Raw genomic sequence first — 21655 nt, 5'->3', positions numbered from 1 at the left:
CCGGTGGGGTTCATCCGCTACTCCTCCTGATTCACCGCGGCTCGAAGGGTCAGTCGATGCGAAAGGCGAAGCGGGAGCCGCGCCGCGCCACGGGGTCGCCGGGTGCGAGCGCGTCGGGGCCGCGGACCACGCCCAGGCGGTCCAGGACCGGGGTGAGGAGCACGGCCACGGCCAGGTTGAGGGCGAGTGCGACCAGGGCGGTGTAGAGCGAGAGCCGCCCGGTTCCGGAACCGAGGGTCACCACGGAGTCGAAGCCGTCCACGACGGTCAGCAGGGTGCCACTGGCTGGCCGCCCGGTGGCGTGCGAGGACGCGGAGCACCGCGTTGCCGAAGCCGTAGCCGAAGGAGAGACGGGCGGTGGTCAGCAGCGTGTCGTCGGGGCGCAGTCCCAGGACGCCGCCGAAGCCGTCGACCATGGCCAGCAGACCGGCCGCCGAGTGCCGTACGCCCTTGGGGGTGCCGGTGCTGCCGGAGGTGTACTGCACGAGGGCCTCGGCGTCGGCGGGCCCGGTGTGCGGCGGCGGAACGTCGTCGGCGGGCGCGCGGCCTTCCGACATCCTGCGGCGGGTGTCCTCGCCGTCGAGGCGCATGAGGTGCGCGAGCGTTCCATGCAGGGCGGCGCGCTTGGCGTCGGAGCCGTCGACGTGCACCACGCGGGCCCCGCAGTCCTCGACCGCGAAGGCGATGTCCGCGTCGTCGAGGAGCGGGCTCACCACGACCGGCACGGAACCGAGCCACCAGTGACCGAGGACCGCCGCCACCGTGGCCACGGAGTCCCCGGCGATCACCACGCCGCGCTCCCCGGGCCGGACGCCCGTCGCACGCAGCGCGGCGGCGTAGTCACGGGTCGCCGCGTACAGCCCGGTGTAGGACACCCGGCCCACGTCAGGGTCGATGTAGGCCGTCCGGTCACCCTCTCCGGCGTCGATCCGGTTCCGCACCAGACGCCCGGCCAGGTCGACCTGCCCGGCCGCGGGGTCCGCCGGGGCGAGGACGGCGAGCGCGTCGGCCACCGAGCCGATCGCCGCCGCCTGCTGCGGTGTCAGGGGGGGTACCGAAGGCCTCCTGGATGCGCGTGATGGCCTCGAGCTTTTCCAGGGACGTCATGCCGAGTTCATCCACCCAGGGGTCGGACTCGCCCACTTCGGACGGTTCCAGTTCCAGAACTGTCGCCACGATCTCGCGTAGCTTTTCGCTTGCGAGGTTCCTCTGCGCGGTCACTGGCACATTCCCTTCTGCCGATGTCCGAGAAGCTAGCCCGGCATGTGGTGCCCGCACACCGCGCGAACGAGTAGGCAGCCCGTCGACTCACCTGCTCGTTCGAGTAGTTACGTCCGTCACGTGTCGGCGTCTACCGTCGTCACCGACGTGGCGCGCCCCCTCGCCGCGCGTATCCCTGCACCCGACCAAGGTCAGGTGAACATGCCGCTCACGACGCGATCCATGCTCGATCAGGACGCCCGCCGGCGTACTTACGAAGACACGTCCGTGGGCGGCGGGAATGCGTGGAGAAAGGCGCTCGAATTCAGTCCGCATCCGGATCTGACCTGCCTTGTGGCCGATCGCCCGGTCATGAATGTCGACGGTGTGGCGCAGTCGGAATTCAATCTGCGGCAGCTCGACGAACTGGCCGAGTCCCGGGCGTCGTTCTCCTGGGACCGCGGAGTGCGGCGCAGCGACCGGGTCGCGGTCTGCATCGAGGACTCCTTCGACGACCAGGTCCATCTGGCGGCGCTGGCCCGGATCGGCGCGATACCGCTGCTCGTCAACGGGCGCCGCCGACGGCGAGGTCGGCCTGTTCGGGCTGCGCAGCAAGTCCGTCATCCCTGGGTACTGGAACGACGCCGACACGTACTACCGCAGCAAGCTGGCCGGTTACTGGCTGTCGGGCGATCTCGCCTATCGGAAGGGCGAGGACTTCTTCCATGTGGACCGCGCGGTGGACACGATCCACACCCCCGAGGGCCCCGGCTACTCGGTGCTGATGGAGGAGATCCTGCTGCTCGCCCTGCCGGAGGCGGCGGACTGCGCGGTGGCCGCGGGAGGGCGTGCGGGGGTCCAGGTGCCGGTGGCGGTGGTCCGGGCGCCTGCCGACGCGGACCCGGCGGAGCTGCTGGCACGGGCCAACGCGGCGCTGCGCGAAGCCGGCCAGCCGCCGCTGGCGCTGCTGGAGACGGCCCTCGACGAGGCCGCCATCCCGACCGGACCTACCGGCAAGGTGCTCAAGCGGAAGCTGCGGGAGAGGTACGCGGACCTCGACGCGTACACGGCCGAGGCCACCGGCCGGTTCGCCACCGAGACGAAGGCAGCGGCGGCCCGATGACCCGGTCCTTTGCCGCCGGGCCGGACGAGAGCGCCGACCTGTCGGCGTGGATCACCCGGCCCGGCGGCCCCGAGACCCTCGCCGCGCGCATGGGCATCGAGCTGATCGAGGCGTCGCCCGAACGGCTCGTCGCCACCATGCCGGTGAACGGCAACAAGCAGTTGTACGGCATGCTGCACGGGGGCGCGTCCGTGGTGCTCGCCGAGACCCTCGGGTCCATCGGCGCGGCCATGCACGCGGGCGGTGGCCACATCGCCCTCGGGGGCGACGTCAACGCCACGCACCACCGGCCGGTGCGCAGCGGTGTGGTGACCGCGGTGGCGACCGCTTTGGCCCTCGGGCCGACCCTTGCCTCGTACGATCTGGTGATCACCGATGAGGCGGGCCGGCGTACGTGCACCGCGCGGATCACCGTCGCCCCCAACACCGCTCAGCGCAGGCAACGAGGGAAAAGATGACCGAAGCGGCTCCATCCACCCGCGCGCACACCCACTCGGGCGACGGGACGTCACCGCGCAGGGCCTCCACCGCGGCCATGCTCACCGTTCTGCTGGCAGGCACCTTCGTCACCCAGTTCGACTTCTTCGTCGTGAACGTGGCGGCACCGTCGTTACGGAGCGACCTCGGGGCCGGTGCCACGGCCCTGGAACTCATCGTAGGCGGATATGCGTTCGCCCTCGCCAGCGGCATGGTCACCGGCGGCCGGCTCGGTGACCTGTACGGCCACCGGCGGCTGTTCACGATCGGTATGGCCGGGTTCGGCCTCGCCTCGCTGCTGTGCGGCATCGCCGTGAGCCCGGGGCAGCTCATCGCGGCCCGGCTGCTCCAGGGGCTGACCGCGGCGCTGATGGCGCCCCAGGTGCTGGCGACCATCACGGCGACGTTCGCCCCGGCGGAGCGGCCCCGGGCCATCGCCGCCTACGGCGTGACGGCGGGCATCGGCTCGATCGCCGGGCAGCTCTTCGGCGGGCTGCTGCTCGACGCCGACATCGCGGGACTGGGCTGGCGCGTCATCTTTCTGGTGAACGTGCCGGTGTGCACGCTGGTCGCGCTGTGCGCCCCGCGGGTGCTGCCCCCGGCGCACTCCGGCCGGGGCGCCGGCCTCGACCCGGTGGGCGCGGTCGGCCTCAGTGCCGCCCTCGCCCTGCTCCTGGTGCCGCTGGCGCTCGGTCACTCCTCAAGCTGGCCGGTGTGGACCTGGCTGTCCATGGCGGGTGGTGTGCTGTTCGGCGCGCTGACCCTGTGGTGGGAACGGGCGCTGGGGACGCGCGGCGGCTCCCCCGTGCTCGACCTGACGCTGTTCCACGGTTCGTCGTTCCGGGCCGGCATCATCGCGAGCGCGGCCTTCTACATCTACTTCGGCAGCTTCATCTTCACGCTGACGCTGCTGCTCCAGGGCGGCCTTTCGCTCGGCCCCGTCGGAGCCGGTCTGACGTTCACGCCGATGGGGGCGAGCTACATGGTGTCGTCGATGGTGGGCAAGCGCCTGACGGCCCGTTACGGCATGAACGCTCTGATCGGGGGCTCGGCGGTGATCGCCCTGGGGCTGCTGGCGCTGCTGCTGCGGGTGCAGGCGGCCGGCGCGGACACCGAGGTCGCCTGGATCTGTGGCTGCCTGTGCCTGGTCGGCCTCGGCAACGGTGTCGTCCTGCCCTCGCTGATCGGCGCGGCCCTGCTGCGCGTGCCGCCGCAGAAGGCGGGCATGGCGTCGGGTGCGCTGACCACGGCGCAGCAGTTCGCGAGTTCGGCCGGAGTCGCGGCCGTCGGCGCGGTGTTCTTCGCCGTCGCGGGGGACGAGCGGCCGGGTACCGGCTACCCGGCCGCGATGGTGGCGGCCACCTCCGTGTGCCTGGCGATGGTGCTGGTCGTGATGGGCATGATGGGGGTCTTCCGGCGGATCGCCGCTCAGGAGAAGACCGCCGAGGCGTGAGACGGGATTCTCCGTCCGTTCGTTCGCCTGTTCGTATATGAACCCGCCGGGCCACCGTGTCGTTCTCCCCGTGCTGCCGGCACCGGGTGATCACGGTGGCCCGTGCGCGGTGACGATCGCGTATCCGCCGTGTATCACAGGCAAGCCGTCTCCCGCGGCACCCGGATGTCCAGCACGCACACGTCGTCACGGCGTTCGCCGCGCAGCATGGCGGTGAGCAGGGGGTCGAGGGAGCCGGCCGCGTCCGTGCGGTGGTGCTCGGCCACGGTCTCGGCCAGCCGTGCCAGGCCCGTCTCGATGCCCTCGCCGGGCCGTTCCACCAGCCCGTCGGTGAACAGCAGCAGCCGGTCACCGGGCTCCAGCCGGCACTCCGCCTCCTCGTACAGCGGCTCCTCGGTCGCGCCCAGCAGCATGCCCAGCGGACGCTTCAGATAGCGGGGACGGCCTTCTCTCAGCAACAGCGGCGGCAGGTGTCCCGCCTGCGCCCAGACCAGCCGCCGTTCGGCGGGCTGGTGATGAGCCAGGACGAGGGTGGCCGTGCCCCTGGTGTCCAGGGAGTGCAGCAGCAGCGTGTTCAGCCGGTCCAGCGCGTCGGTCAGCGAGGAACCGGTGAGGATCATGCCCTTGGCGGTGAACCGGAGCTGGGCCATCGTGGCCACCGCGTCCAGACCGTGCCCGGCGACGTCGCCGACCACGAACAGGGCGTCGCCGTTCGGCAGGTCGATCGCGCTGAACCAGTCACCGCCGACGTGGACGCCCGACTGGGCGGGCAGGTAGGCGAGGTCGACCCGCAGCCCGGCCAGCCGCAACGGCCGGCGCGGCATCGGCAGCAGCGCGTGCTGCAGCCGTCCCGCCAGCATCCGCTCGACGTGCAGGACGCCCTGCTGCGCCGCGATCGCCCGCTCGCTCTCCCGCAGGGCCAGTTCCGCGTTGCGCTGCGCGGTCAGGTCCTGCACGAAGCCGTGGACCTGCACCGGGGTGCCGTCGGCGTCGCGGACGGCTTCCGCGACGATGCGCAGATGCCGCAGGCCGGAGGCGGACTTCTTGCGGAACAGCACGCTGAAGGGCTCGCCGTGGTCGAGCAGTGCGCGCACCGCGCGGGCCAGCGCCGGCGCGTCGTCGGACACGGGGAGGCGGGCCAGCTCCTCGACACGCATCGGGCCCTGCTCGGGGGAGCGGTCGCACAGCTCGTACACCTGCGAGGACCAGGCGGCCTCATGGGTGACCAGGTTCCAGGTGGCCCAGCCGAGGCGCCCGAGGCGCTGCACGTCCGCCAGACGCTGCACCTGGCGGTCCGAGGACTCCTGGCGCAGCCAGGTCACCAGCAGCCCCTCGCCGGCTCGCGAGGCCCGCACCGAGTACAGGGACAGCTCCCGGCCGCCGGCGGCGACCTCCTGCTGCGCGTACGGCTCGCTCTCGAACGGAACGCCCTCGTCGAGGGTGCCCTGCAGGCCCTGCCACAGCGGCTCCTCCGCCAGCGTGGGCCAGCATTCCAGGGCGCGCCGCCCGACCAGGTCGGGGCCGCTGCGCCCCAGCACGTCGACGGTCTGCGGGGTGGCGGCGTCGACGCGGTAGTCGTCCACCTCGCCCGCGGGGGAGCGCAGCGGGGTCAGTAGCGCGGTGGGCACGGGCAGACCGGAGAACAGCGTACGGACCTCCTCCGGCGCGCCCGTGACCCGCTCGGGACGCGTGTCCAGGGCGCGCAGCCGGCCGGCGCACAAGCGTGCGGCGCCGCGCAGCAGTGCGCGGGAGCGCCGGTCGAACGGCCCGCCGCGGGTGCGCAGCACCCCCATGGCCACGTCGCTCCGGCCGTCGCCGAGCATGGGCAGCCAGGCCCGGGACGACCAGTGCCGTCCGGGGGAGTTCATCAGCAGGTACCGCTTGCCGTCCCGGACGAGACCCTCCAGCCAGCGCGGCTCGTGGGACTCCAGGGCCTCGAACGCGGCGACATCGCTGAGCGGCGGTATGTGATGCCACTGGTGCGCGAGTGTCTCGTCGATGCCGGCATGGCCGATCAGGTCCAGTCCTCCGCCCGGCAGCAGCTGGTACAGCAGCACCGCGTCCGCTCCGACAGGTCCCGCCAGGTGCTCCTGCACACAGCGGGCCAGATCCTGAGGGCTGCCGACATGGACCAGTGCCCGCCCGAGCAGGGCCAGGGCGGCCGCATCGCCGTTGTCGTCCCCGTCGGACGCCGGTGCCGGTGCCGCGCCGGGAGCCGGCCGGTGACCGACCGTACCGGTGCCGTCCGGGCCGGAGGCCGGTGCGGCGGTCGCCGGGGAGGGGGACCGCTCCGGCGGCGGGACCAGGTTGCCGAGGGTGATCCAGCACTCCTCCACCAGGGTGTGACGCGCGGTCTTGGCCCGCTGGACCAGTTCCTCGTGGGCGGCCTCGGGGGTGCAGCCGGTGAGCGCCATCAGAGCGCCCTTGGCGCGTTCCACCACGGTGGAGGTGGCCGCCTGCTCCTGCAGCCGGTCCATCTCGGCCCGCTGTCTGGCCACCACCCCGGCCAGCTCCGCCAGATCGGGGACCGTGTCGCCCGACGCCGAGGAGGAACTCCGTTCGCTCGTCACGGGACGAGCATCGCACACACGGGCGGTCAGATCACACCAATGGCGGAGCGAATATGCGAAACGGGGACGCGCCGGGGTCCGGTGCGCGGTGGGTCTCAGCGGGTGGTGCCGTGCTCCACCAGGGCCCGGGTGACCGCCCGCACGCTGCGGGCGATGTGCTGCAGCTGAGCCAGTTCCGCCGCGTACAGCTTGATCGTGTGCTCGATGACGGACTCGGGCATGCCCAGGCCGGGCAGGTCCGTGCGCGCGGTCTGCAGAGCCGTGCGGGCCACACGGATCTCCTGCTGGACCTGCAGCTGGGCGTGGCGGGCCAGCAGCACGGGGTGGCGCACCAGTGCGGGGTAGCCGCCGTAGCGTGCGGGCACCAGTTCGCGCAGCCACCTGGTCGCCGAACGCTGCCAGTCGTAGCTGCCCGGCGGCTTGACCTGGCAGGGCCAGTCCGGGCTGAGGCGCGGGGTGGTCACAGGCATGATCGTCGCTTCCGGTGTGCGTCCTGGCGTGGCCGTCCGGCCAGGCGGCGGCCCCGGCCCAGGGGGCGGCCGGGTCCGCCGGGGAGCGTCGGCGCGGGTGCTGCCCGGCCGGAACGCCCCGTGGAGCCGGCCCTGAGGGGTCGGGGCCGAGATCCGAGAGCAGTATTTATATATGCCGTTCACTTGGCAAGGTGCATGAAAACTTTCATGTGCGGATCCGGTGAGAGGTGGGGCACGTCGGTCGCGCTCCGGCCCGGTCCGATCCGGGTGCGCAGGGTGCGTGCAGGGTGTACCACCGTGCCGAGCGGTGCGCTGGGACGCCCTGCCCGGCGGGACGACGGAAGGCGTTCGACGACGGAAACCGTCGCGGTGCCCGCTCAGTCCTTCAGGAAGAACTGGTGCCGTTCGGCGAGCTGCTCGTACTCCTCCAGCCGGGCCTGGGTCCGCTCCGGGTCGGCGTCGGTCATGGCCTGCAGCAGGGCGGCGCACACCACGCCGGGTGCGGCGTAGGAGTCGAAGACCAGGCGGGACCCGGTGCCGGTCGCGAAGGTCACCTCGGCCTCGTCGGCCACGGGGCCCAGGGCCAGATCGGTGATCAGCGCGACCTTGAGCCCGGCACTGCGGGCGACCCGGAGGGCGGACAGCGTCTCCTGAGCGTGCCGGGGCATGGAGAAGGCCAGCACCCAGGTGCCGCCGGCCTCGCGGGCCTGCAGCAGCGCGTCGTAGGCGACACTGCCGCCGCGGGTCACCAGCCGCACGTCCGGGTGGATGCGCCGCGCCGCGTAGGCGAAGTACTCGGCCAGCGACACCGAGATGCGCAGCCCGAGCACGGTGAGCGGCGCCGAGCGGGACAGCTCGCGCCCGACGGTGATCACCCGCTGCGGGTCGGCGAAGTCGCGGCGCAGGTTCTCCAGGTTCTCGATCTCGGCGTCGACCGCCGCCTGCAGCTCGTTGACCCGCTCCGCCTCGGCCGCCTCGGTGTCGCCCGCGAGGGTGCGCAGGGCGATGGACTGCAACTTCTCCCGCAGGGCGGGGTAGCCGCTGAAGCCGACCGCGCCGGCGAACCGGGTCACCGACGGCTGGCTGACCCCGACCCGGTCGGCCAGCTCGGTGATCGACAAAAAGGCCGCCTCGGTGATGTTCTCGATCAGGTACTGGGCGATGCGGCGGTGCCCGGGAGACAGCCGGGGCCGGTCGAAGAGCGCTCTCAGCTGGGACGCGGGGGCGGGCTCGGCCGGTGCGGCAGGCCGGTGCGCGGTGATGGCGGACGCCTGCGCGCGAGCCTGCTGCGGCGAGGGCACCGAGGCGCCTGACTTGTCTCCCACAGCGTTTCAACATAGCTCACCGGCCGTCGCCGCCAGGGCGCATGCGACGTCTTCCAGCCGGTCGCAGGCCCCGGCCGGCGCCGGTGGCACCCCCTCGCCCGACCGGCCGCACGTTCCCGGCGCAGGTCTCAGCCCGCGCCGGCGGGGTGGCCCGAGGCGGGGCGGTTCGAGGCGAGGTGCTCCTCGGTGGGGCGGGACGGCAACGCCGAGGCGGGGACGACCAGGTCGGCGCGGCCGCGGGTCGCCGCCACCAGCTCCGCGTTGCGCTGGTCGGGCCCCAGGACCCAGGCGACGGCCGCCTCGTGGTCCTTGCCGAACCGCTCGTGCCGGGCGATCAGCCGGCGGATCCGCTCGTCCTCGTCCAGCTCGCAGAACCACACCTCGTCCAGCTGCGGGCGCACCCGGGCCCAGGCGCCGGTGCCGAGCAGCAGGTAGTTGCCCTCCGTCACCACCAGCCGGATCGCCGGCGGCACGGGCACGGCGCCCGCCAGCGGCTGTTCCAGCACGCGCTCGAACCCGGGCGCGTAGACGGTCTCGCCGCTGCCGTCCGCCCGGTACTCCTCGTGCAGACGCCGCAGCAGCGCCGCGTAGCCCGCCGCGTCGAAGGTGTCCGGCGCCCCCTTGCGGTCCAGTCGCCCCAGGCGGGCCAGTTCGGCGTCGGCCAGGTGGAAGCCGTCCATCGGGACATGGGCGGCCCACGGCTCCCCGTCGCCGTTCAGGGCCCGTACGAGCTGTTCGGCCAGGGTGGACTTGCCCGCGCCGGGGCTGCCCGCGACGCCGAGCACGGCGCGGTGGCCGTCGCGGACGAGGGACCGGGCACGGCGGAGAAGATCGTCGAAGGTCAGCGGCACGCGCCCCAGTGTGTCACCCTCGGTCACCCGGCCGAACCGGTTCCGCGGCGACGGAAGCGGTGGAGGGGCCGGGAGGACGCCGGGAGGAACGCCGGGAGGACGCCGGGAGGACGCCGGGAGGACGCCCGGAGACGCCGACGATCCCGGGGAACTCCGTCACGATGCCGGTGAACTCCGCGATCCGGGAAACGCGGCCTGTATGACACGACTCGGTCTGCCCGGCAAGATCCTCGCCTGCCTCTTCGACCTCGACGGGGTGGTCACCAAGACGGCCGCCGTGCACGCGGCCGCCTGGAAGGAGACCTTCGACGCCTTCCTGCGGGAGCGGGAAGGCCCGGGATACCGCCCCTTCGACCAGGTCGCGGACTACGACCGGTACGTCGACGGCCGGCCCCGCGCCGACGGGGTGCGCACCTTCCTCGCCTCCCGCGGCATCGAGCTGCCCGAGGGCACCCCCGACGACCCGCCGGACGCCGCGACGGTGGCCGGGGTGGGCAACCGGAAGAACGAGCTGGTCCTGCGGAAGATCCGCGCCGGCGGCGTGGAGGCCTACGAGGGCACCCTGCGCTTCATCGACGCGGTGCGCGCGGCGGGGCTGAGGACGGCGATCGTCTCCTCCAGCGCCAACACCGTCGAGGTGCTCCGCTCGATCGGCGCCGAGCACCTCTTCGACGTCCGCGTCGACGGTGTCGTCGCCCGCGAGCGCGGGCTGCCCGGCAAGCCGCACCCGGACACGTTCCTGGCCGCCGCGCACGACCTCGGCGTCGACGCGGACCGGGCGGCGGTGTTCGAGGACGCGCTGGCCGGGATGGAGGCCGGCCGCTCGGGCCGGTTCGGATACGTCGTCGGAGTGGACCGCACCGGGCAGCGCGACGCCCTGTACCGGCACGGCGCCGACATCGTCGTCGACGACCTCGCAGAACTCCTCGGCGACCAGGGAGGCACAGCATGATCACCCACCGCTCGTACGCCGTCGATCCGTGGAGCGTGCGCGAGACCGAGCTGAGCCTGGACGTGCTCGCCCAGAGCGAGTCGGTGTTCGCGCTGTCCAACGGCCACGTGGGCTGGCGCGGCAACCTCGACGAGGGTGAACCGCACGGCCTGCCGGGCTCCTACCTCAACGGGGTGTACGAGCTGCACCCCCTGCCGTACGCCGAGGCCGGCTACGGCTACCCGGAGTCCGGGCAGACCGTCATCAACGTCACCAACGGCAAGGTGCTGCGGCTGCTGGTCGACGACGAGCCGTTCGACCTGCGCTACGGGCGGCTGCTGTCCCACGAGCGCGTCCTCGACCTGCGCCGCGGGGTGCTGGAGCGGACCTGCGAGTGGTGCTCGCCCGCAGGGACCCGGGTCAAGGTCCGCTCCACCCGGATGATCTCCCTCACCCAGCGGTCCATCGGCGCGGTGGCCTACGAGGTGGAGCCCGTCGGCTGCCACGTCCGCATCGTCGTGCAGTCCGAACTCGTCGCCAACGAGCAGCTGCCCGAGTCCGGCGGCGACCCGCGCGCCGCGCTCGCCCTGCAGTCCCCGCTGGAGCCGGAGGAGAACTTCGCCTCAGGTCACCGGCTGCGTCTGGTGCACCGCACCCGCCGCAGCGGCCTGCGGGTCGCGGTCGCCGCCGACCATGTCGTCACCGGCCCGCAGCACATCACCACCGCGAGCGAGAGCCACCCCGACCTGGCCCGGCTGACCGTCGCCTCCGTGCTGCGGTCGGGACAGGTGCTGCGGGTGGAGAAGCTCGTCGCGCACGGCTGGTCCGGCACCCGCTCGCTGCCGGCGATGAGCGACCAGGTGGACGCCGCCCTGGCGGCCGCCGCGCTGGACGGCTGGGAGGGCCTGGCGCAGGAACAGCGCGCGTGCCTGGACGACTTCTGGGCGCGCGCGGACGTCGAGGTGGACGGCGACGAGGAGATCCAGCAGGCCGTCCGGTTCGGCCTGTTCCATGTGCTGCAGGCCGGCGCCCGCGCCGAGGAACGGGCGATCCCGGCCAAGGGACTGACCGGCTCCGGCTACGACGGGCACGCCTTCTGGGACACCGAGATGTTCGTGCTGCCCGTCCTGACCTATACGGCGCCCGAGGCCGTGGCCGAGGCGCTGCGCTGGCGGCAGAACACGCTGCCCGCGGCCCGGGAACGCGCCGCCCAGCTGGGGCTGCGCGGCGCCGCCTTCCCCTGGCGCACCATCGACGGCCGGGAGGGCTCGGCGTACTGGCCCGCCGGCACGGCGGCCTTCCACGTCGACGCCGACATCGCGCACGCCCTGGTGCGCTATGTCGCCGCCACCGGGGACGAGGAGTTCGCCCGCGACACCGGGCTCGAGGTGCTGGTGGAGACGGCCCGGCTGTGGCGCTCGCTCGGCCACCACGACCACCGCGGCACCTTCCACATCGACGGTGTCACCGGCCCCGACGAGTACAGCGCCATCGCGGACGACAACGTGTACACCAACCTGATGGCCCGCGGGAACCTGCTGGCCGCCGCCGAGGCCGTCGAGCGGTACCCGGAGGAGGCGAAGCGATTCGGCGCCGACGACGAGGAGAGCGCCTCCTGGCGGGACGCCGCAGAGGCCATGAACATCCCGTACAACCCCGAACTGAAGGTGCACGAGCAGAGCGAGGGCTTCACCCGCTACCAGCGCTGGGACTTCGCCCGCACCCGCGCCGACCAGTACCCGCTGCTGCTGCACTTCCCCTACTTCGACCTGTACCGCAAACAGGTGGTCAAACAGGCCGACCTGGTGCTGGCCCTGTACACCTGCGGTCACGAGTTCGACGAGGAGCAGATCGCCCGGAACTTCGCCTACTACGAGGCGCTGACGGTGCGGGACTCCTCCCTGTCGGCGTGCATCCAGGCGGTGATCGCCGCGCAGACCGGCCATCTGCGGCTCGCCTACGACTACACGGCCGAGGCGGCCCTGATGGACCTGGAGGACCTGGAGCACAACACCCGCGACGGGCTGCACATCGCCTCGCTGGCCGGGACCTGGCTGGCACTGGTGGCCGGGTTCGGCGGTGCCCGGCGCTCGGGGACCGTGCTGGAGTTCTCCCCGCGGCTGCCGGAGCGGTTCAGCCGCCTCGCCTTCCGTCTGCTGTTCCGCGGACGCCGGCTGGCCGTGGAGATCACCCAGGAACAGGCCTCCTACACGCTGCTGTCCGGGGCGCCGATGACGGTCCGTCACCACGGCGAGGAGGCCGAGCTGAAACCCGGTGCACCCGTGTCCCGCCCGGTGCCGTCGCAGCCGCATCTGCCGCCCCTGGAACAGCCGCTGCACCGCCGCCCCCAGGCCGACCGCGGCCGGAAACGCTGACCGGCCGGGCCGCCCCCGCACGCGTGGACGTGCCGCCTCCTCTGCCTGCCCTCAGGCACCGGCGTGCCGTGCCGCCGTCACCCACCGGCGCCGCGCTCGCCGACACGCACCGGTACCGTGCCGGGCGGCGCGGTGCACGCACCGGCGCCGCGCTCGCCGTCACGCCGCGTCGCCGGTGAGCAGGTCGCGCAGCACGCGTTCCTGTTCGGGGGTCAGGCGGACGACGAACTGCCGCAGCGCGGCCACCGGATCGGGACCGCGTCCCAGGGCGTCGTGCATGGCCTGGGCGGTCACCTCGGCCGCGTTCTTCGCGGGGCGGTACGCGCCGCGCCGCCCGTCCGCCTCGCGCAGCACCAGCCCCTTGCCGCACAGCCGGCCGAGAACGGTGTGCACGGTGTTGTAGGCCAGTCCGCCGCCGAGCCGCACCTGGACCTCGGCCGGGGTCAGCGGCCGCCGGGCCGCCCACAGCGTCGCGAGGATGTCGTTCTCCAGCTCACCCGGGCCGCGCCGTCCCGGTCTGTCATGTGGCTCTCCACCAGCCATGCCCTCACCCTTTGCCGTGCGTGAACAGTCCGGCGTCCGGCGCAGCCCACTCGGCACCGCACCCCGACGCGGGGTACGTTGTGCCTGGTTCGTCCCGGGGCGAGCACCGGCAGGCCCTGCCCGGATGCCCTCCCGGCGACCCGCTGGTGCCGTGCCCGGCTCCTGTGCCGGTCCGCGGACCGAGCAGCCGGATACCCTACAGTGCGTAGGGGAGGGGTGGAGATGGCCGACGGTGCGCACGCCGTACTCGCCGGGAGCCGGCGGCCCGGACCCGTGCCGCGAGCCGGCCGTGTGCTCCGGCGACGCGACGACATCCCCCTCGCGGCGGTGGCCGCCGCCTTCACCCTCGCCCAACTGCTGCTCGTCCGCCCCGGGATGGGCCTCGGCTGGGACGAGACCGTCTACGTCAGCCAGGTCTCCGCCCACGCACCCGCCGCCTACTTCAGCGCCCCCCGCGCCCGCGGCATCTCGCTGCTGGTGGCCCCCGTCGCCTCCTGGTCCTCCTCGACCGCCCTGCTGCGCGTCTACCTCGCGGTGCTCTCCGGCCTCGCCCTGTACCTGGCGCTGCGCGTGTGGCGGGCCTTCTTCCCCGTCCGCGTCCTCGCCTTCGCCGGCGTCCTGTTCGCCACTTTGTGGGTGACGCTGTTCTACGGCCCTCAGGCCATGCCCAACTACTGGGTCGCCGTCGGCGCCCTGGCCTGCGCCGGCTGCTTCCTGCGCGCCCGCGCGGACCGGCACGACCGGGCCGCACGGTACGGCCTGGCCGGCACGGCCGCCTTCATGGCCCTGATGCGGCCCATGGACGCGGTGTGGGTGGTGCTGCCGCTGCTCGTGCTCGCCCTGCCGCGCCGTCGGCACCCGCTCCTCGTCGCCCTCCTCGCCGGCCTGGCCGCCGGCAGTGCCGAGTGGGTGATCGAGGCCTATGTCGGCTACGGCGGGCTGCTGCGCCGGCTGTCCGACGGCTCGGCCGTCCAGGGCGGACTGGGCTGGAACCTCGCCGTGGCGGACCAGCTGCGCAGCCTCGGCGGCCGGACCCTGTGCCGGCCCTGCACCGGCGCCCCGCCCCACCCCGCGGTCACCGTCTGGTGGTTCGCGCTGCCGCTGCTCGCCCTGCTGGGCCTCGTCGTCGCCCGGCGCGAGCGGCGCACCACGCCCAGCGCGCTCGCGGCGGCCTGCGCCGTCACCGCTGCCTTCCCCTACCTGTTCCTCATCGGCTACGCCGCGCCCCGCTTCCTGCTGCCCGCCTACGCGCTGCTGGTCCTCCCGGTCGCCGACGCGCTGCTGCACCTGGTGCGCACGCCCCGCGGACGGTGGCGCCCCGTCGTGCCGAGCCTGGTCGTCCTCGCCGTCGCCGCCCACCTCGTGGTCCAGTACGCGGTCCTCGCGCACACCGTCTCCCGCACCACCGCCGCCCACCGGGAATGGGATCGCACCGCGGATCGGCTGCACCGGCTCGGGGTACGCCCGCCCTGCCTGCTCACCGGTGACAACGCCCTGCCGATCGCGTTCTACGCCGGCTGCCGTTCCGCCGCCACCGCCGGCCCCAACACCAACGCCACCGCGGCGGGCATCGCGCAGGCCGCCCGGCGCATGCCGACCGCGGCCCTCGTCGCCGGCCACGGCTCGCCGCCGGCGTACGCCCGCACCTGGGCCGTCCACCGGTTCGGCGATCTGCGCCTGTACGTCGCCCCCTCGGCCGCACCGGGCGCCGCGTCCGCCTCCGCGGAGCGTCCGGGCACCCCGGTCACCGGCGCCGCCGGAGCCGTCCCGGTGCCGAAGGACCGTGACACATGACCTCGCCGCTGGCGGCCGCCGCCACCGTCCTGCGCCGCCGGAACCGGTGGCAGACCGCGGCCCTGTGCGTGGTGCTGCTGTGTGCCGCCTGGCTCGGCCGGCGGCACTGGCCGGTGCTGCAGGACGGCGCCGGCCAGCTCGCCGGCGCCGATCAGAGGTGGCTGCTGGCCGGGGCCGCGGCCGCCGTCGCCACCTGGATGTGCGCGGCGCTCGCCCAGCAGGGTGCGGTGGCCGAGCGGCTGCCCCGTGGCCGGCTGATCGCGGCCCAGTTCGCCGCCTCGGCCGCCAACCATGTCCTGCCCGCGGGTCTCGGTGCGGGCGCGGTCAACCTCCGGTTCCTGATGCGGTGCGGACTGTCCGCGGCCCGTTCGGCGAGCGCACTGGCGGTCAAGGCCGCCGCCGGCGCCCTCACCCGCACCATCCTGATCGCCGCGCTCGCCGTCGCCTGCCCCGGCCTGCTCCGCCTCCCGCCCGTGTCCACACCGGCCCTGGCCGCCCTGGCCGCGCTGCCGGTCCTCGTCCTGCTCGCGACGGTGCTGCTGCGCGGACCGCTGCGGGCACGGTGCGGGCGTGCGCTGGGCTCGGTGCTCGCCGACATCCGGGCCGTGCACACCCGGCCGTGCCGCGCGGCCGCTCTGTGGGGCGGGTCGCTGGCCTTCGCCACGGCGCACGCGCTGGTGGTGGTCGCCGTCGGGCAGGCGGTCGGGCTGCCGGTGCCCCCGCTGCGGGTGGCGCTCCTCTACCTCGCCGCGAGCAGTGCCGCCGCCCTGCTGCCCACCCCCGGCGGTCTCGGCTCCCTGGACGCCGCGCTCGCCTTCGCCCTCACCACCGCGGGCGCCCCCGGCTCGGCCGCCGCCTCGGCCGTCCTGGGCTACCGTCTGCTGACCGTGTGGGCCCCGCTCCTGCCCGGCCTCGTCGTCCTCGGCTTCCTGATCCGCCGCAGAGCGGTGTGAGACGGCCGGCCCCGCACGGATCCGCGCCCGGCCGGCCCGCACGGATCCGCGCCCGCCCGTCGGCCGGACCGCATGCGGCGGCCGGCGGGGAAGCCGGATCCCGGCGGGGGGATCGGGCGGCGGGGGGATTGGGGCGGTCCCTGCGGGAAACGCGGATCACGACCCGCACGCACGCCGCCGAGAGGGAGGCACCCGTGAGCACCGATCCGATGGCGGACGACGCCTACCAGCCCACCGGGAGCAACGAGGAGCAGGAGGACGCATCGCCGCTGGACCTGCAGGACGCGGTGGACGAGCCGACCCTGGACGACATCCTCGACGAGGGGTACTCCCCGCCGGAGAGACCGCTCGGCGTCGACGACTACGGCACCACCGCCGCCGAACAGCACACGGGCGAGAGCCTGGACCGGCGCCTGGCCCGGGAACAGCCCGAGGTGACGGAACCGGAGGGCGACGCGGTCGGCGACCTGCCCGGCGGCGAGGGCGAGCCGGTCGACCCCCAGGCCGGCGGACCGCGGGCCGGTCGGCTGGTCGCACCGGACGAGGGCACGCATGCCGACATCACCGCCGAGGAGGTGGCGTCGGACGCCGGCATCGACGCGGGGGCGGCCGGAGCGGAGGAGGCCGCCGTGCACATCGTGGAGGACGACGGCACGCTCCCGGAGGAACCGGGCGAGATGCCGGAGGAACCGGGCGAGCGGTGACGGCGCAGGACGACCCCGCCAGAACGCAGGACGGACAGAGCCCCGGCAGAAGAACACAGGCGCGACAGGAGGGGAAAGACACGGCGGACGAGCAGGAGGGGCGGGTGCCGGTCGACGACCCGGGCCCGCCCCTAGGGCGTTCGGCGCCCGCAGGTGTGCGGGCCTGATCTACGGCAGCAGCTTGTCCAGGGCAGCCGGACCCTCTTTCTCGATCTTGCGCTTGGCCCACTCCAGGTTCTGCGGCGTGACGTCCCGGCCCGCGGCCAGCACGACGTCCTCGGGTGAGACGTCGTCGCCGGTGCGGGCGTGGAGCACCTCGTCCGGGGTGCACCCCCCGGACCTGCGGGATGCTTCGGGTCGTGATGTCGACATGTGTCCTCCTCGCTCCGGGGCCGGGTCCCCGCCCGGTTCCGGACTGCGCCGACCGTGTCGCGGGACCGGAACCTTCTCCCACCATTGCCCGCCGCGCCGCCGACTGCATCCGGAACGGCCGGCAAAGCCCCCACCGGCCGCCCGCACCCCGCGTCGCCGCGGGCTTTCGAGCCTGCCCCCGCAGGCCCGCGCGACCACGGCCGCGTGGATGCCCGGCGTCATAAGCTGGAGGAACCCGACGCACAGGGAGGCCACGATGGCCGGATCCCCGACCCCGCCGCCCTTCCACGGCGGCCGGCATGTGCCGATCGCCGAACACGGCCTCATCGGCGACCTGCGCACCGTCGCCCTGGTCGGCAGCGACGGCACGATCGACTGGTACTGCCCCCCGGCCTTCGACGCCCCGAGCGTCTTCGCGTCCATCCTGGACGCCGACCACGGAGGCTGCTTCGAACTCGCCGCGACCGACACATTGCGCACCAAGCAGTTCTACTTCCCCGACACCAATGTGCTGATCACCCGGTTCTACACCGAGGAAGGCGCCGGGGAGGTGCAGGACTTCATGCCGGTGGCCGGCGCCACGGGCATCCCGGGGGAGGCCGACCGGCACCGGCTCATCCGCCGGGTGCTGTGCGTGCGCGGCACCCTGTCCTTCCGGGCGAGGATCGCCCCCCGGTTCCACTACGCCGCCGATGCGCACACCGTCCGCGGCGACGGCTGCGGGGTCCTGTTCGAGTCGCCCTCGCTGTCCCTCGCTCTCACGTCCACCGTCCCCCTGGAGATCGAAGGGCCGGACGTGCGCACGGACTTCAAACTGTCCGAGGGGGACTCGGCCGTCTTCGCCCTGGACCAGGTCGGCGGCGACGTGGCGCCGCGCCGGTGCCCCCACCTGGAGGCCGAGGCCCAGTTCAACGCCACCGTGGCCTACTGGCGGCGGTGGCTCGCACAGTCCCGTTACCGGGGCCGGTGGCGGGAGATGGTGCACCGATCCGCGCTGACCCTGAAGCTGCTGACCTACGCACCCACCGGCGCCATCGTCGCCGCCCCCACCACCAGCCTGCCGGAACGCATCGGCGGCGAGCGCAACTGGGACTACCGCTACGTGTGGGTGCGGGACGCCGCGTTCGCCGTCTACGCGCTGCTGCGGCTCGGCTTCAGCGGAGAGGCCGAGGCGTTCATGCGTTTCGTCACCGAGCACATCAGCCCGGGCGACGGCAAGGCCGACGGCCCCTTGCAGATCATGTACGGCATCGACGGCCGCACCGACCTGCCCGAGCGGGAACTGACCCACCTGACCGGCCACCACGGTTCGGCCCCCGTCCGCGTCGGCAACGCCGCCGCCGACCAGCTCCAGCTCGACATCTACGGCGCCCTCATCGACTCCATCTACCTCTACGACAAGTGGGCGCACCCGATCTCCAGCGACGAGTGGAACGACGTGTCCCGGCTGGTGCGCTGGGTGTGCGAGAACTGGGACCAGCCCGACGAAGGGGTGTGGGAGACCCGAGGCGGCCGGAAGAACTTTCTGTACTCACGGCTGATGTGCTGGGTCGCCATCGAACGTGCCATCCGGCTCGCCAACCACCGGGGACTGCCCGCCGACCTGCCGTACTGGCGACAGACCCGGGACGCGATCTACTGCCGCATCATGGAACGCGGCTGGTCGGAGCGGCGGCAGGCGTTCGTGCAGTACGAGGGCGGGGAGGTGCTGGACGCCGCCGTGCTGATGATGCCGCTGGCGAAGTTCATCGCCCCCACCGACCCCAAGTGGCTGTCCACCCTCGACGCGCTCACCGAGGACCTGGTCTCCGACTCCCTCGTCTACCGCTACGACCCGAGCGCCAGCCCCGACGGGCTGCACGGCGACGAGGGGACGTTCTCCATCTGCTCGTTCTGGTACGTGGAGGCCCTCACCCGGGCCGGCCGTCTCGACGAGGCGCGGCTCGCCTTCGAGAAGATGCTCACCTACGCCAACCATCTCGGCCTGTACGCCGAGGAGATCGGCCGCACCGGCGAACAGCAGGGCAACTTCCCGCAGGCCTTCACCCACCTGTCCCTGATCAGCGCCGCCTACAACCTCGACCGCGCCCTGGGCTGAGGCGGCGTGTGCCGACGCGGGCCCGGGGTACCCGGCGGGCGGTCCACGACGCAGGCCCACAGCGAGCAGGAGGCCCGTATGACGATCAGTGCCGAGACCGGTGACGTCACCGGCACACGGGACAAGGACTACAACCTCATCTGGTACGTGGAGTCCTGTCTGAGCAACGCGCTCCGCCTCGAGCAGTACATCCAGGACGCGGAACGGGACGGCGACAACGAACTGACGGAGCTGTTCCTCAAGGCCCAGGCCGACAGCCGCAAGGGTGCCGAACTCGGCAAGGCGCTGCTGAGCACCCGGCTGGGCGCAGCCTGACGGCTCACCCGCACACCTGACAGCCGCAGTCCGAGGCCCGGGACCCGCCACAGAGCACAGGTCCCGGGCCTTCTCCCGCCCGGCCGCCCGTACGCGGACACGTGTCGCTGCCCGCGCACGGGTCACGCGGATACCGGCCGCCCGCACACGTGCCATGTACGTGCCGGCCGCCCGCTTGCATGTCACGGCAGGGGAAGCTCCGTCTCGGTGGGCCGCCCAGCAGCCGGTCGCCGACCAGATGGACCTCGTCCGTCGCGATGCGTCCCGAGACCGGCAGACCGGCGATCTCCGGATCCAGTCCGAGGGCGGACACCCGGCGCCGTTCGGCGTCCTGGGGCAGGCCGAGCAGGCGGTGCGCCTCGTCGTCGGCGAGGACGGGTTCGCCGTCGGCGCCGACGATGATCACACCTCCCGCACCGAGTGCTGCACCGCGTCGTGGTGCTCGTCCCTGCGGGTCATCTCGCCCGGCCCAGCCCGTGGGTCCGGCGCATCAGCCGTCTGCCGACCAGCGCGGTGCCCGCCGTGGCCGGCGCCGGTCCGGCGCCGTCCGCCGTCAGGACGACGGGCAGCTGCCGCTCGGCCAGGCCGCCCTGTCCGCCCCGCCCGGGTCGGTACGGCGAGGGCGGCCGCATCCGCCCGGCGGCACGGCCGCGGGTCCCAGCGGGTCGCCCCGGGCGGCCGGCGGTCAGCGCAGGGCGGTGCGGGCCGCCGCGAGCGCCTGCTCGGCGTACCCGCGTCCGAACAGCACCGCGTGCACCAGCAGCGGGAACAGCTGGTGCAGTCCGATCCGCTCCTGCCAGCCGTCGGCCAGGGGCGAGACCTCCCGGTAGCCGTCCAGCACCCGCTGGAGATGCGGGCAGCCGAAGAGACGGAGCATGGCCAGGTCGGTCTCCCGGTGACCGCCGTGCGCGGCCGGATCGATCAAGTGGACCTGCCCGTCCGCACCCCACAGGACGTTGCCGTTCCACAGGTCGCCGTGCAGCCGCGCGGGCGGTTCGGCGGGCCCGGCCAGCTCGGGCAGCCGCTCCAGGACGTCCTCGATCACGGCCGCCTCGCCGGGGCGCAGCACACCGTCGTCGACGGCGCGGCGCAGATAGGGCAGCACCCGGTGCTCCGCGTACCAGCGGGGCCAGTCGTCGCCGGTGGCGTTGCGCATCGGGGCGAGCCCGATGTACGCGTCCTCGCATCCGCCCGGAGGCGGAGAACCGAAGGCGGGCGCCCCGGACAGGTGCAGCGCGGCGAGGTCACGGCCGAACCGCAGCGCGGCCCGCTCGCCCGGACGGCCGTCCGGGACGCGGTCGGTCACCAGCCAGCGCCCGTCGTGCCCGTGGACCCGGGGGACGCGCACCGTTCCGGCGTCGGCCAGCCAGCGCAGGCCCGCGGCCTCCGCGCGCAGGGCGTCCGGCCGGTCGCCGCGCTTGACCACGACCACGCGGCCGTCGTCCAGGGACACCTCGGTGAGCGTCCCGGTCAGCGGGCGCGACGCGGTCACGGTCCGCCCGGTGAAGCGGGAGGCCGCGGCCTGCGGGGTGGACGGGACGGCCGGGGCGTCGCCGGACCGGCCCGCGCTCACGACGGCAGCTGCTCGCGGACCCAGGCGAGCAGGCCGGGCACCGCGGCCTCGATCATGCCCAGTACCTCCTCGAACCCCTCGGGACCGCCGTAGTAAGGGTCGGGCACGTCCAGGTCGCCGGTGGCCTCCGGGTCGAAGGAGCGCAGCATCCGCACCCGGGACGGGTCGTCGACGAGGCGGCGCAGGGCCTTCTCGTGACCGCGGTCCATGGCCAGGAGCAGGTCGGCGTCCAGATGGTCGTCGCCCACCTGCGCGGCGACGTGCTCGACGGGGTAGCCGTGCCGGGCCAGCACCTCGGCGGCCCGCTCGTCGATGGGCTCCCCGACGTGCCAGGGGCCGATCCCGGCGCTGGTGACCCGTACCTCCTCCGCCAGCCCCGCCCGGCGCAGATGCGCGCCGAAGACCAGGGCCGCGGACGGCGACCGGCAGATGTTCCCGCTGCAGACGAAACAGATGTGCACGGCCCCAGGGTAGGGGGTGCGCCACCGCCCGGACACCGGACCCCGAGCGGCCGACGGCTCCTCGACG

At 73.7% G+C, this 21655-nt stretch carries 21 protein-coding genes and 1 pseudogene; 10 read left to right on the top strand and 12 right to left on the bottom strand.

From position 1 onward, the window contains the following. Positions 1 to 17: 17 nt before the first annotated feature. From OG899_RS01330 to OG899_RS01320, 3 genes are all read right to left on the bottom strand, one after another. The gene (locus OG899_RS01330) at positions 18 to 1013 is read right to left on the bottom strand and encodes an AMP-binding protein (protein WP_189427665.1); all 996 of its coding nucleotides are present in this window, start codon (positions 1011 to 1013) and stop codon (positions 18 to 20) included. Then, positions 910 to 1221, bottom strand: coding sequence for an acyl carrier protein (locus tag OG899_RS01325; protein WP_168130989.1), 312 nt, complete (start codon positions 1219 to 1221; stop codon positions 910 to 912). Before OG899_RS01325 ends, OG899_RS01330 begins: the two co-directional genes overlap by 104 nt. A gap of 87 nt (positions 1222 to 1308) precedes the next feature. Then, on the bottom strand, positions 1309 to 1824 hold the full coding sequence (locus OG899_RS01320) for a hypothetical protein (RefSeq protein WP_125498304.1): 516 nt from the start codon (positions 1822 to 1824) through the stop codon (positions 1309 to 1311). Positions 1825 to 1927: 103 nt separating this feature from the next. Here OG899_RS01320 and OG899_RS01315 point away from each other — a divergent pair, with 103 nt between their 5' ends. The 3 genes from OG899_RS01315 to OG899_RS01305 all read left to right on the top strand — a co-directional run bounded on the left by OG899_RS01315 (position 1928) and on the right by OG899_RS01305 (position 4253). After that, complete coding sequence (locus tag OG899_RS01315) at positions 1928 to 2323, top strand: hypothetical protein (protein ID WP_185867859.1); 396 nt, start codon at positions 1928 to 1930, stop codon at positions 2321 to 2323. Further along, positions 2320 to 2781, top strand: coding sequence for a hotdog fold thioesterase (locus OG899_RS01310; RefSeq protein WP_125498303.1), 462 nt, complete (start codon positions 2320 to 2322; stop codon positions 2779 to 2781). The genes OG899_RS01315 and OG899_RS01310 overlap by 4 nt, the downstream gene beginning before the upstream one ends. 77 nt (positions 2782 to 2858) lie before the next feature. Continuing rightward, positions 2859 to 4253 (top strand): MFS transporter, encoded by a 1395-nt coding sequence (locus OG899_RS01305; protein WP_229814436.1) that lies wholly within the window; start codon positions 2859 to 2861, stop codon positions 4251 to 4253. A 134-nt stretch (positions 4254 to 4387) separates the two neighbouring features. On the opposite strand, the gene OG899_RS01300 is transcribed toward OG899_RS01305, so the two are convergent. The 4 genes from OG899_RS01300 to OG899_RS01285 form a co-directional block, all read right to left on the bottom strand. Continuing rightward, positions 4388 to 6823: a SpoIIE family protein phosphatase gene (locus OG899_RS01300; RefSeq protein WP_373296024.1), complete on the bottom strand. Its 2436-nt coding sequence runs from the start codon at positions 6821 to 6823 to the stop codon at positions 4388 to 4390. Between the two features lie 95 nt (positions 6824 to 6918). Then, the gene (locus OG899_RS01295; protein WP_168130993.1) at positions 6919 to 7293 is read right to left on the bottom strand and encodes a hypothetical protein; all 375 of its coding nucleotides are present in this window, start codon (positions 7291 to 7293) and stop codon (positions 6919 to 6921) included. A 377-nt stretch (positions 7294 to 7670) separates the two neighbouring features. Next, a complete protein-coding gene (locus OG899_RS01290; protein WP_168131031.1) occupies positions 7671 to 8594 on the bottom strand; it encodes a MurR/RpiR family transcriptional regulator in 924 nt (307 codons plus the stop codon). Between the two features lie 152 nt (positions 8595 to 8746). Continuing rightward, positions 8747 to 9469: a nucleoside/nucleotide kinase family protein gene (locus tag OG899_RS01285; RefSeq protein WP_125498300.1), complete on the bottom strand. Its 723-nt coding sequence runs from the start codon at positions 9467 to 9469 to the stop codon at positions 8747 to 8749. 199 nt (positions 9470 to 9668) lie between these two features. Between OG899_RS01285 and OG899_RS01280 the strand changes: the two genes are divergently transcribed. Then, positions 9669 to 10421, top strand: coding sequence for an HAD family phosphatase (locus OG899_RS01280; protein ID WP_125498299.1), 753 nt, complete (start codon positions 9669 to 9671; stop codon positions 10419 to 10421). After that, positions 10418 to 12775, top strand: coding sequence for a glycoside hydrolase family 65 protein (locus tag OG899_RS01275; protein ID WP_189427664.1), 2358 nt, complete (start codon positions 10418 to 10420; stop codon positions 12773 to 12775). The genes OG899_RS01280 and OG899_RS01275 overlap by 4 nt, the downstream gene beginning before the upstream one ends. 159 nt (positions 12776 to 12934) lie before the next feature. On the opposite strand, the gene OG899_RS01270 is transcribed toward OG899_RS01275, so the two are convergent. Then, on the bottom strand, positions 12935 to 13318 hold the full coding sequence (locus OG899_RS01270; RefSeq protein WP_125498297.1) for a BlaI/MecI/CopY family transcriptional regulator: 384 nt from the start codon (positions 13316 to 13318) through the stop codon (positions 12935 to 12937). Positions 13319 to 13540: 222 nt separating this feature from the next. On the opposite strand from OG899_RS01270, the gene OG899_RS01265 reads away from it, so the two are divergent. From OG899_RS01265 to OG899_RS01255, 3 genes are all read left to right on the top strand, one after another. After that, a complete protein-coding gene (locus tag OG899_RS01265; protein ID WP_229813756.1) occupies positions 13541 to 15112 on the top strand; it encodes a hypothetical protein in 1572 nt (523 codons plus the stop codon). Next, complete coding sequence (locus OG899_RS01260; RefSeq protein WP_125498296.1) at positions 15109 to 16065, top strand: lysylphosphatidylglycerol synthase domain-containing protein; 957 nt, start codon at positions 15109 to 15111, stop codon at positions 16063 to 16065. The genes OG899_RS01265 and OG899_RS01260 overlap by 4 nt, the downstream gene beginning before the upstream one ends. Before the next feature lie 194 nt (positions 16066 to 16259). Further along, positions 16260 to 16769, top strand: coding sequence for a DUF5709 domain-containing protein (locus OG899_RS01255; RefSeq protein ID WP_168130994.1), 510 nt, complete (start codon positions 16260 to 16262; stop codon positions 16767 to 16769). A gap of 168 nt (positions 16770 to 16937) precedes the next feature. Here the strand turns inward: OG899_RS01255 and OG899_RS01250 are convergent, their stop codons facing one another. Continuing rightward, positions 16938 to 17141 carry a hypothetical protein gene (locus tag OG899_RS01250; protein WP_125500566.1) on the bottom strand — a complete coding sequence of 68 codons (204 nt, stop codon included), beginning with the start codon at positions 17139 to 17141 and terminating at the stop codon, positions 16938 to 16940. 256 nt (positions 17142 to 17397) lie between these two features. Here OG899_RS01250 and OG899_RS01245 point away from each other — a divergent pair, with 256 nt between their 5' ends. Next, positions 17398 to 19239: a glycoside hydrolase family 15 protein gene (locus OG899_RS01245; RefSeq protein WP_168130995.1), complete on the top strand. Its 1842-nt coding sequence runs from the start codon at positions 17398 to 17400 to the stop codon at positions 19237 to 19239. Between the two features lie 78 nt (positions 19240 to 19317). Next, positions 19318 to 19554, top strand: coding sequence for a hypothetical protein (locus tag OG899_RS01240; protein WP_125500564.1), 237 nt, complete (start codon positions 19318 to 19320; stop codon positions 19552 to 19554). A 217-nt stretch (positions 19555 to 19771) separates the two neighbouring features. Here OG899_RS01240 and OG899_RS01235 read toward each other — a convergent pair. From OG899_RS01235 to OG899_RS01225, 3 genes and pseudogenes are all read right to left on the bottom strand, one after another. Further along, positions 19772 to 20144 (bottom strand): annotated as a pseudogene (locus OG899_RS01235) (histidine kinase); the annotation flags it as partial. A gap of 95 nt (positions 20145 to 20239) precedes the next feature. Then, the gene (locus OG899_RS01230; protein WP_189427663.1) at positions 20240 to 21127 is read right to left on the bottom strand and encodes a fructosamine kinase family protein; all 888 of its coding nucleotides are present in this window, start codon (positions 21125 to 21127) and stop codon (positions 20240 to 20242) included. Continuing rightward, positions 21124 to 21588, bottom strand: coding sequence for a low molecular weight protein-tyrosine-phosphatase (locus tag OG899_RS01225; RefSeq protein WP_125500562.1), 465 nt, complete (start codon positions 21586 to 21588; stop codon positions 21124 to 21126). Before OG899_RS01225 ends, OG899_RS01230 begins: the two co-directional genes overlap by 4 nt. Positions 21589 to 21655: the final 67 nt, after the last annotated feature.

Source organism: Streptomyces thermoviolaceus, from assembly GCF_045209695.1.
GTDB classification, from domain to species: domain Bacteria; phylum Actinomycetota; class Actinomycetes; order Streptomycetales; family Streptomycetaceae; genus Streptomyces; species Streptomyces thermoviolaceus.
This window is presented reverse-complemented; position numbering and strand designations above follow the sequence as displayed.

Bases quoted from the DNA above. Each gene is read 5' to 3' on its own strand.
- OG899_RS01320 (WP_125498304.1), bottom strand. From the start codon at position 1,824: ATGACGGACTTGCTGCGCAGCCCGAACAGGCCGACCTCGCCGTCGGCG.
- OG899_RS01310 (WP_125498303.1), top strand. From the start codon at position 2,320: ATGACCCGGTCCTTTGCCGCCGGGCCGGACGAGAGCGCCGACCTGTCG.
- OG899_RS01305 (WP_229814436.1), top strand. From the start codon at position 2,859: ATGCTCACCGTTCTGCTGGCAGGCACCTTCGTCACCCAGTTCGACTTC.
- OG899_RS01295 (WP_168130993.1), bottom strand. From the start codon at position 7,293: ATGCCTGTGACCACCCCGCGCCTCAGCCCGGACTGGCCCTGCCAGGTC.
- OG899_RS01280 (WP_125498299.1), top strand. From the start codon at position 9,669: ATGACACGACTCGGTCTGCCCGGCAAGATCCTCGCCTGCCTCTTCGAC.
- OG899_RS01275 (WP_189427664.1), top strand. From the start codon at position 10,418: ATGATCACCCACCGCTCGTACGCCGTCGATCCGTGGAGCGTGCGCGAG.
- OG899_RS01270 (WP_125498297.1), bottom strand. From the start codon at position 13,318: ATGGCTGGTGGAGAGCCACATGACAGACCGGGACGGCGCGGCCCGGGT.
- OG899_RS01265 (WP_229813756.1), top strand. From the start codon at position 13,541: ATGGCCGACGGTGCGCACGCCGTACTCGCCGGGAGCCGGCGGCCCGGA.
- OG899_RS01260 (WP_125498296.1), top strand. From the start codon at position 15,109: ATGACCTCGCCGCTGGCGGCCGCCGCCACCGTCCTGCGCCGCCGGAAC.
- OG899_RS01250 (WP_125500566.1), bottom strand. From the start codon at position 17,141: ATGTCGACATCACGACCCGAAGCATCCCGCAGGTCCGGGGGGTGCACC.
- OG899_RS01245 (WP_168130995.1), top strand. From the start codon at position 17,398: ATGGCCGGATCCCCGACCCCGCCGCCCTTCCACGGCGGCCGGCATGTG.
- OG899_RS01240 (WP_125500564.1), top strand. From the start codon at position 19,318: ATGACGATCAGTGCCGAGACCGGTGACGTCACCGGCACACGGGACAAG.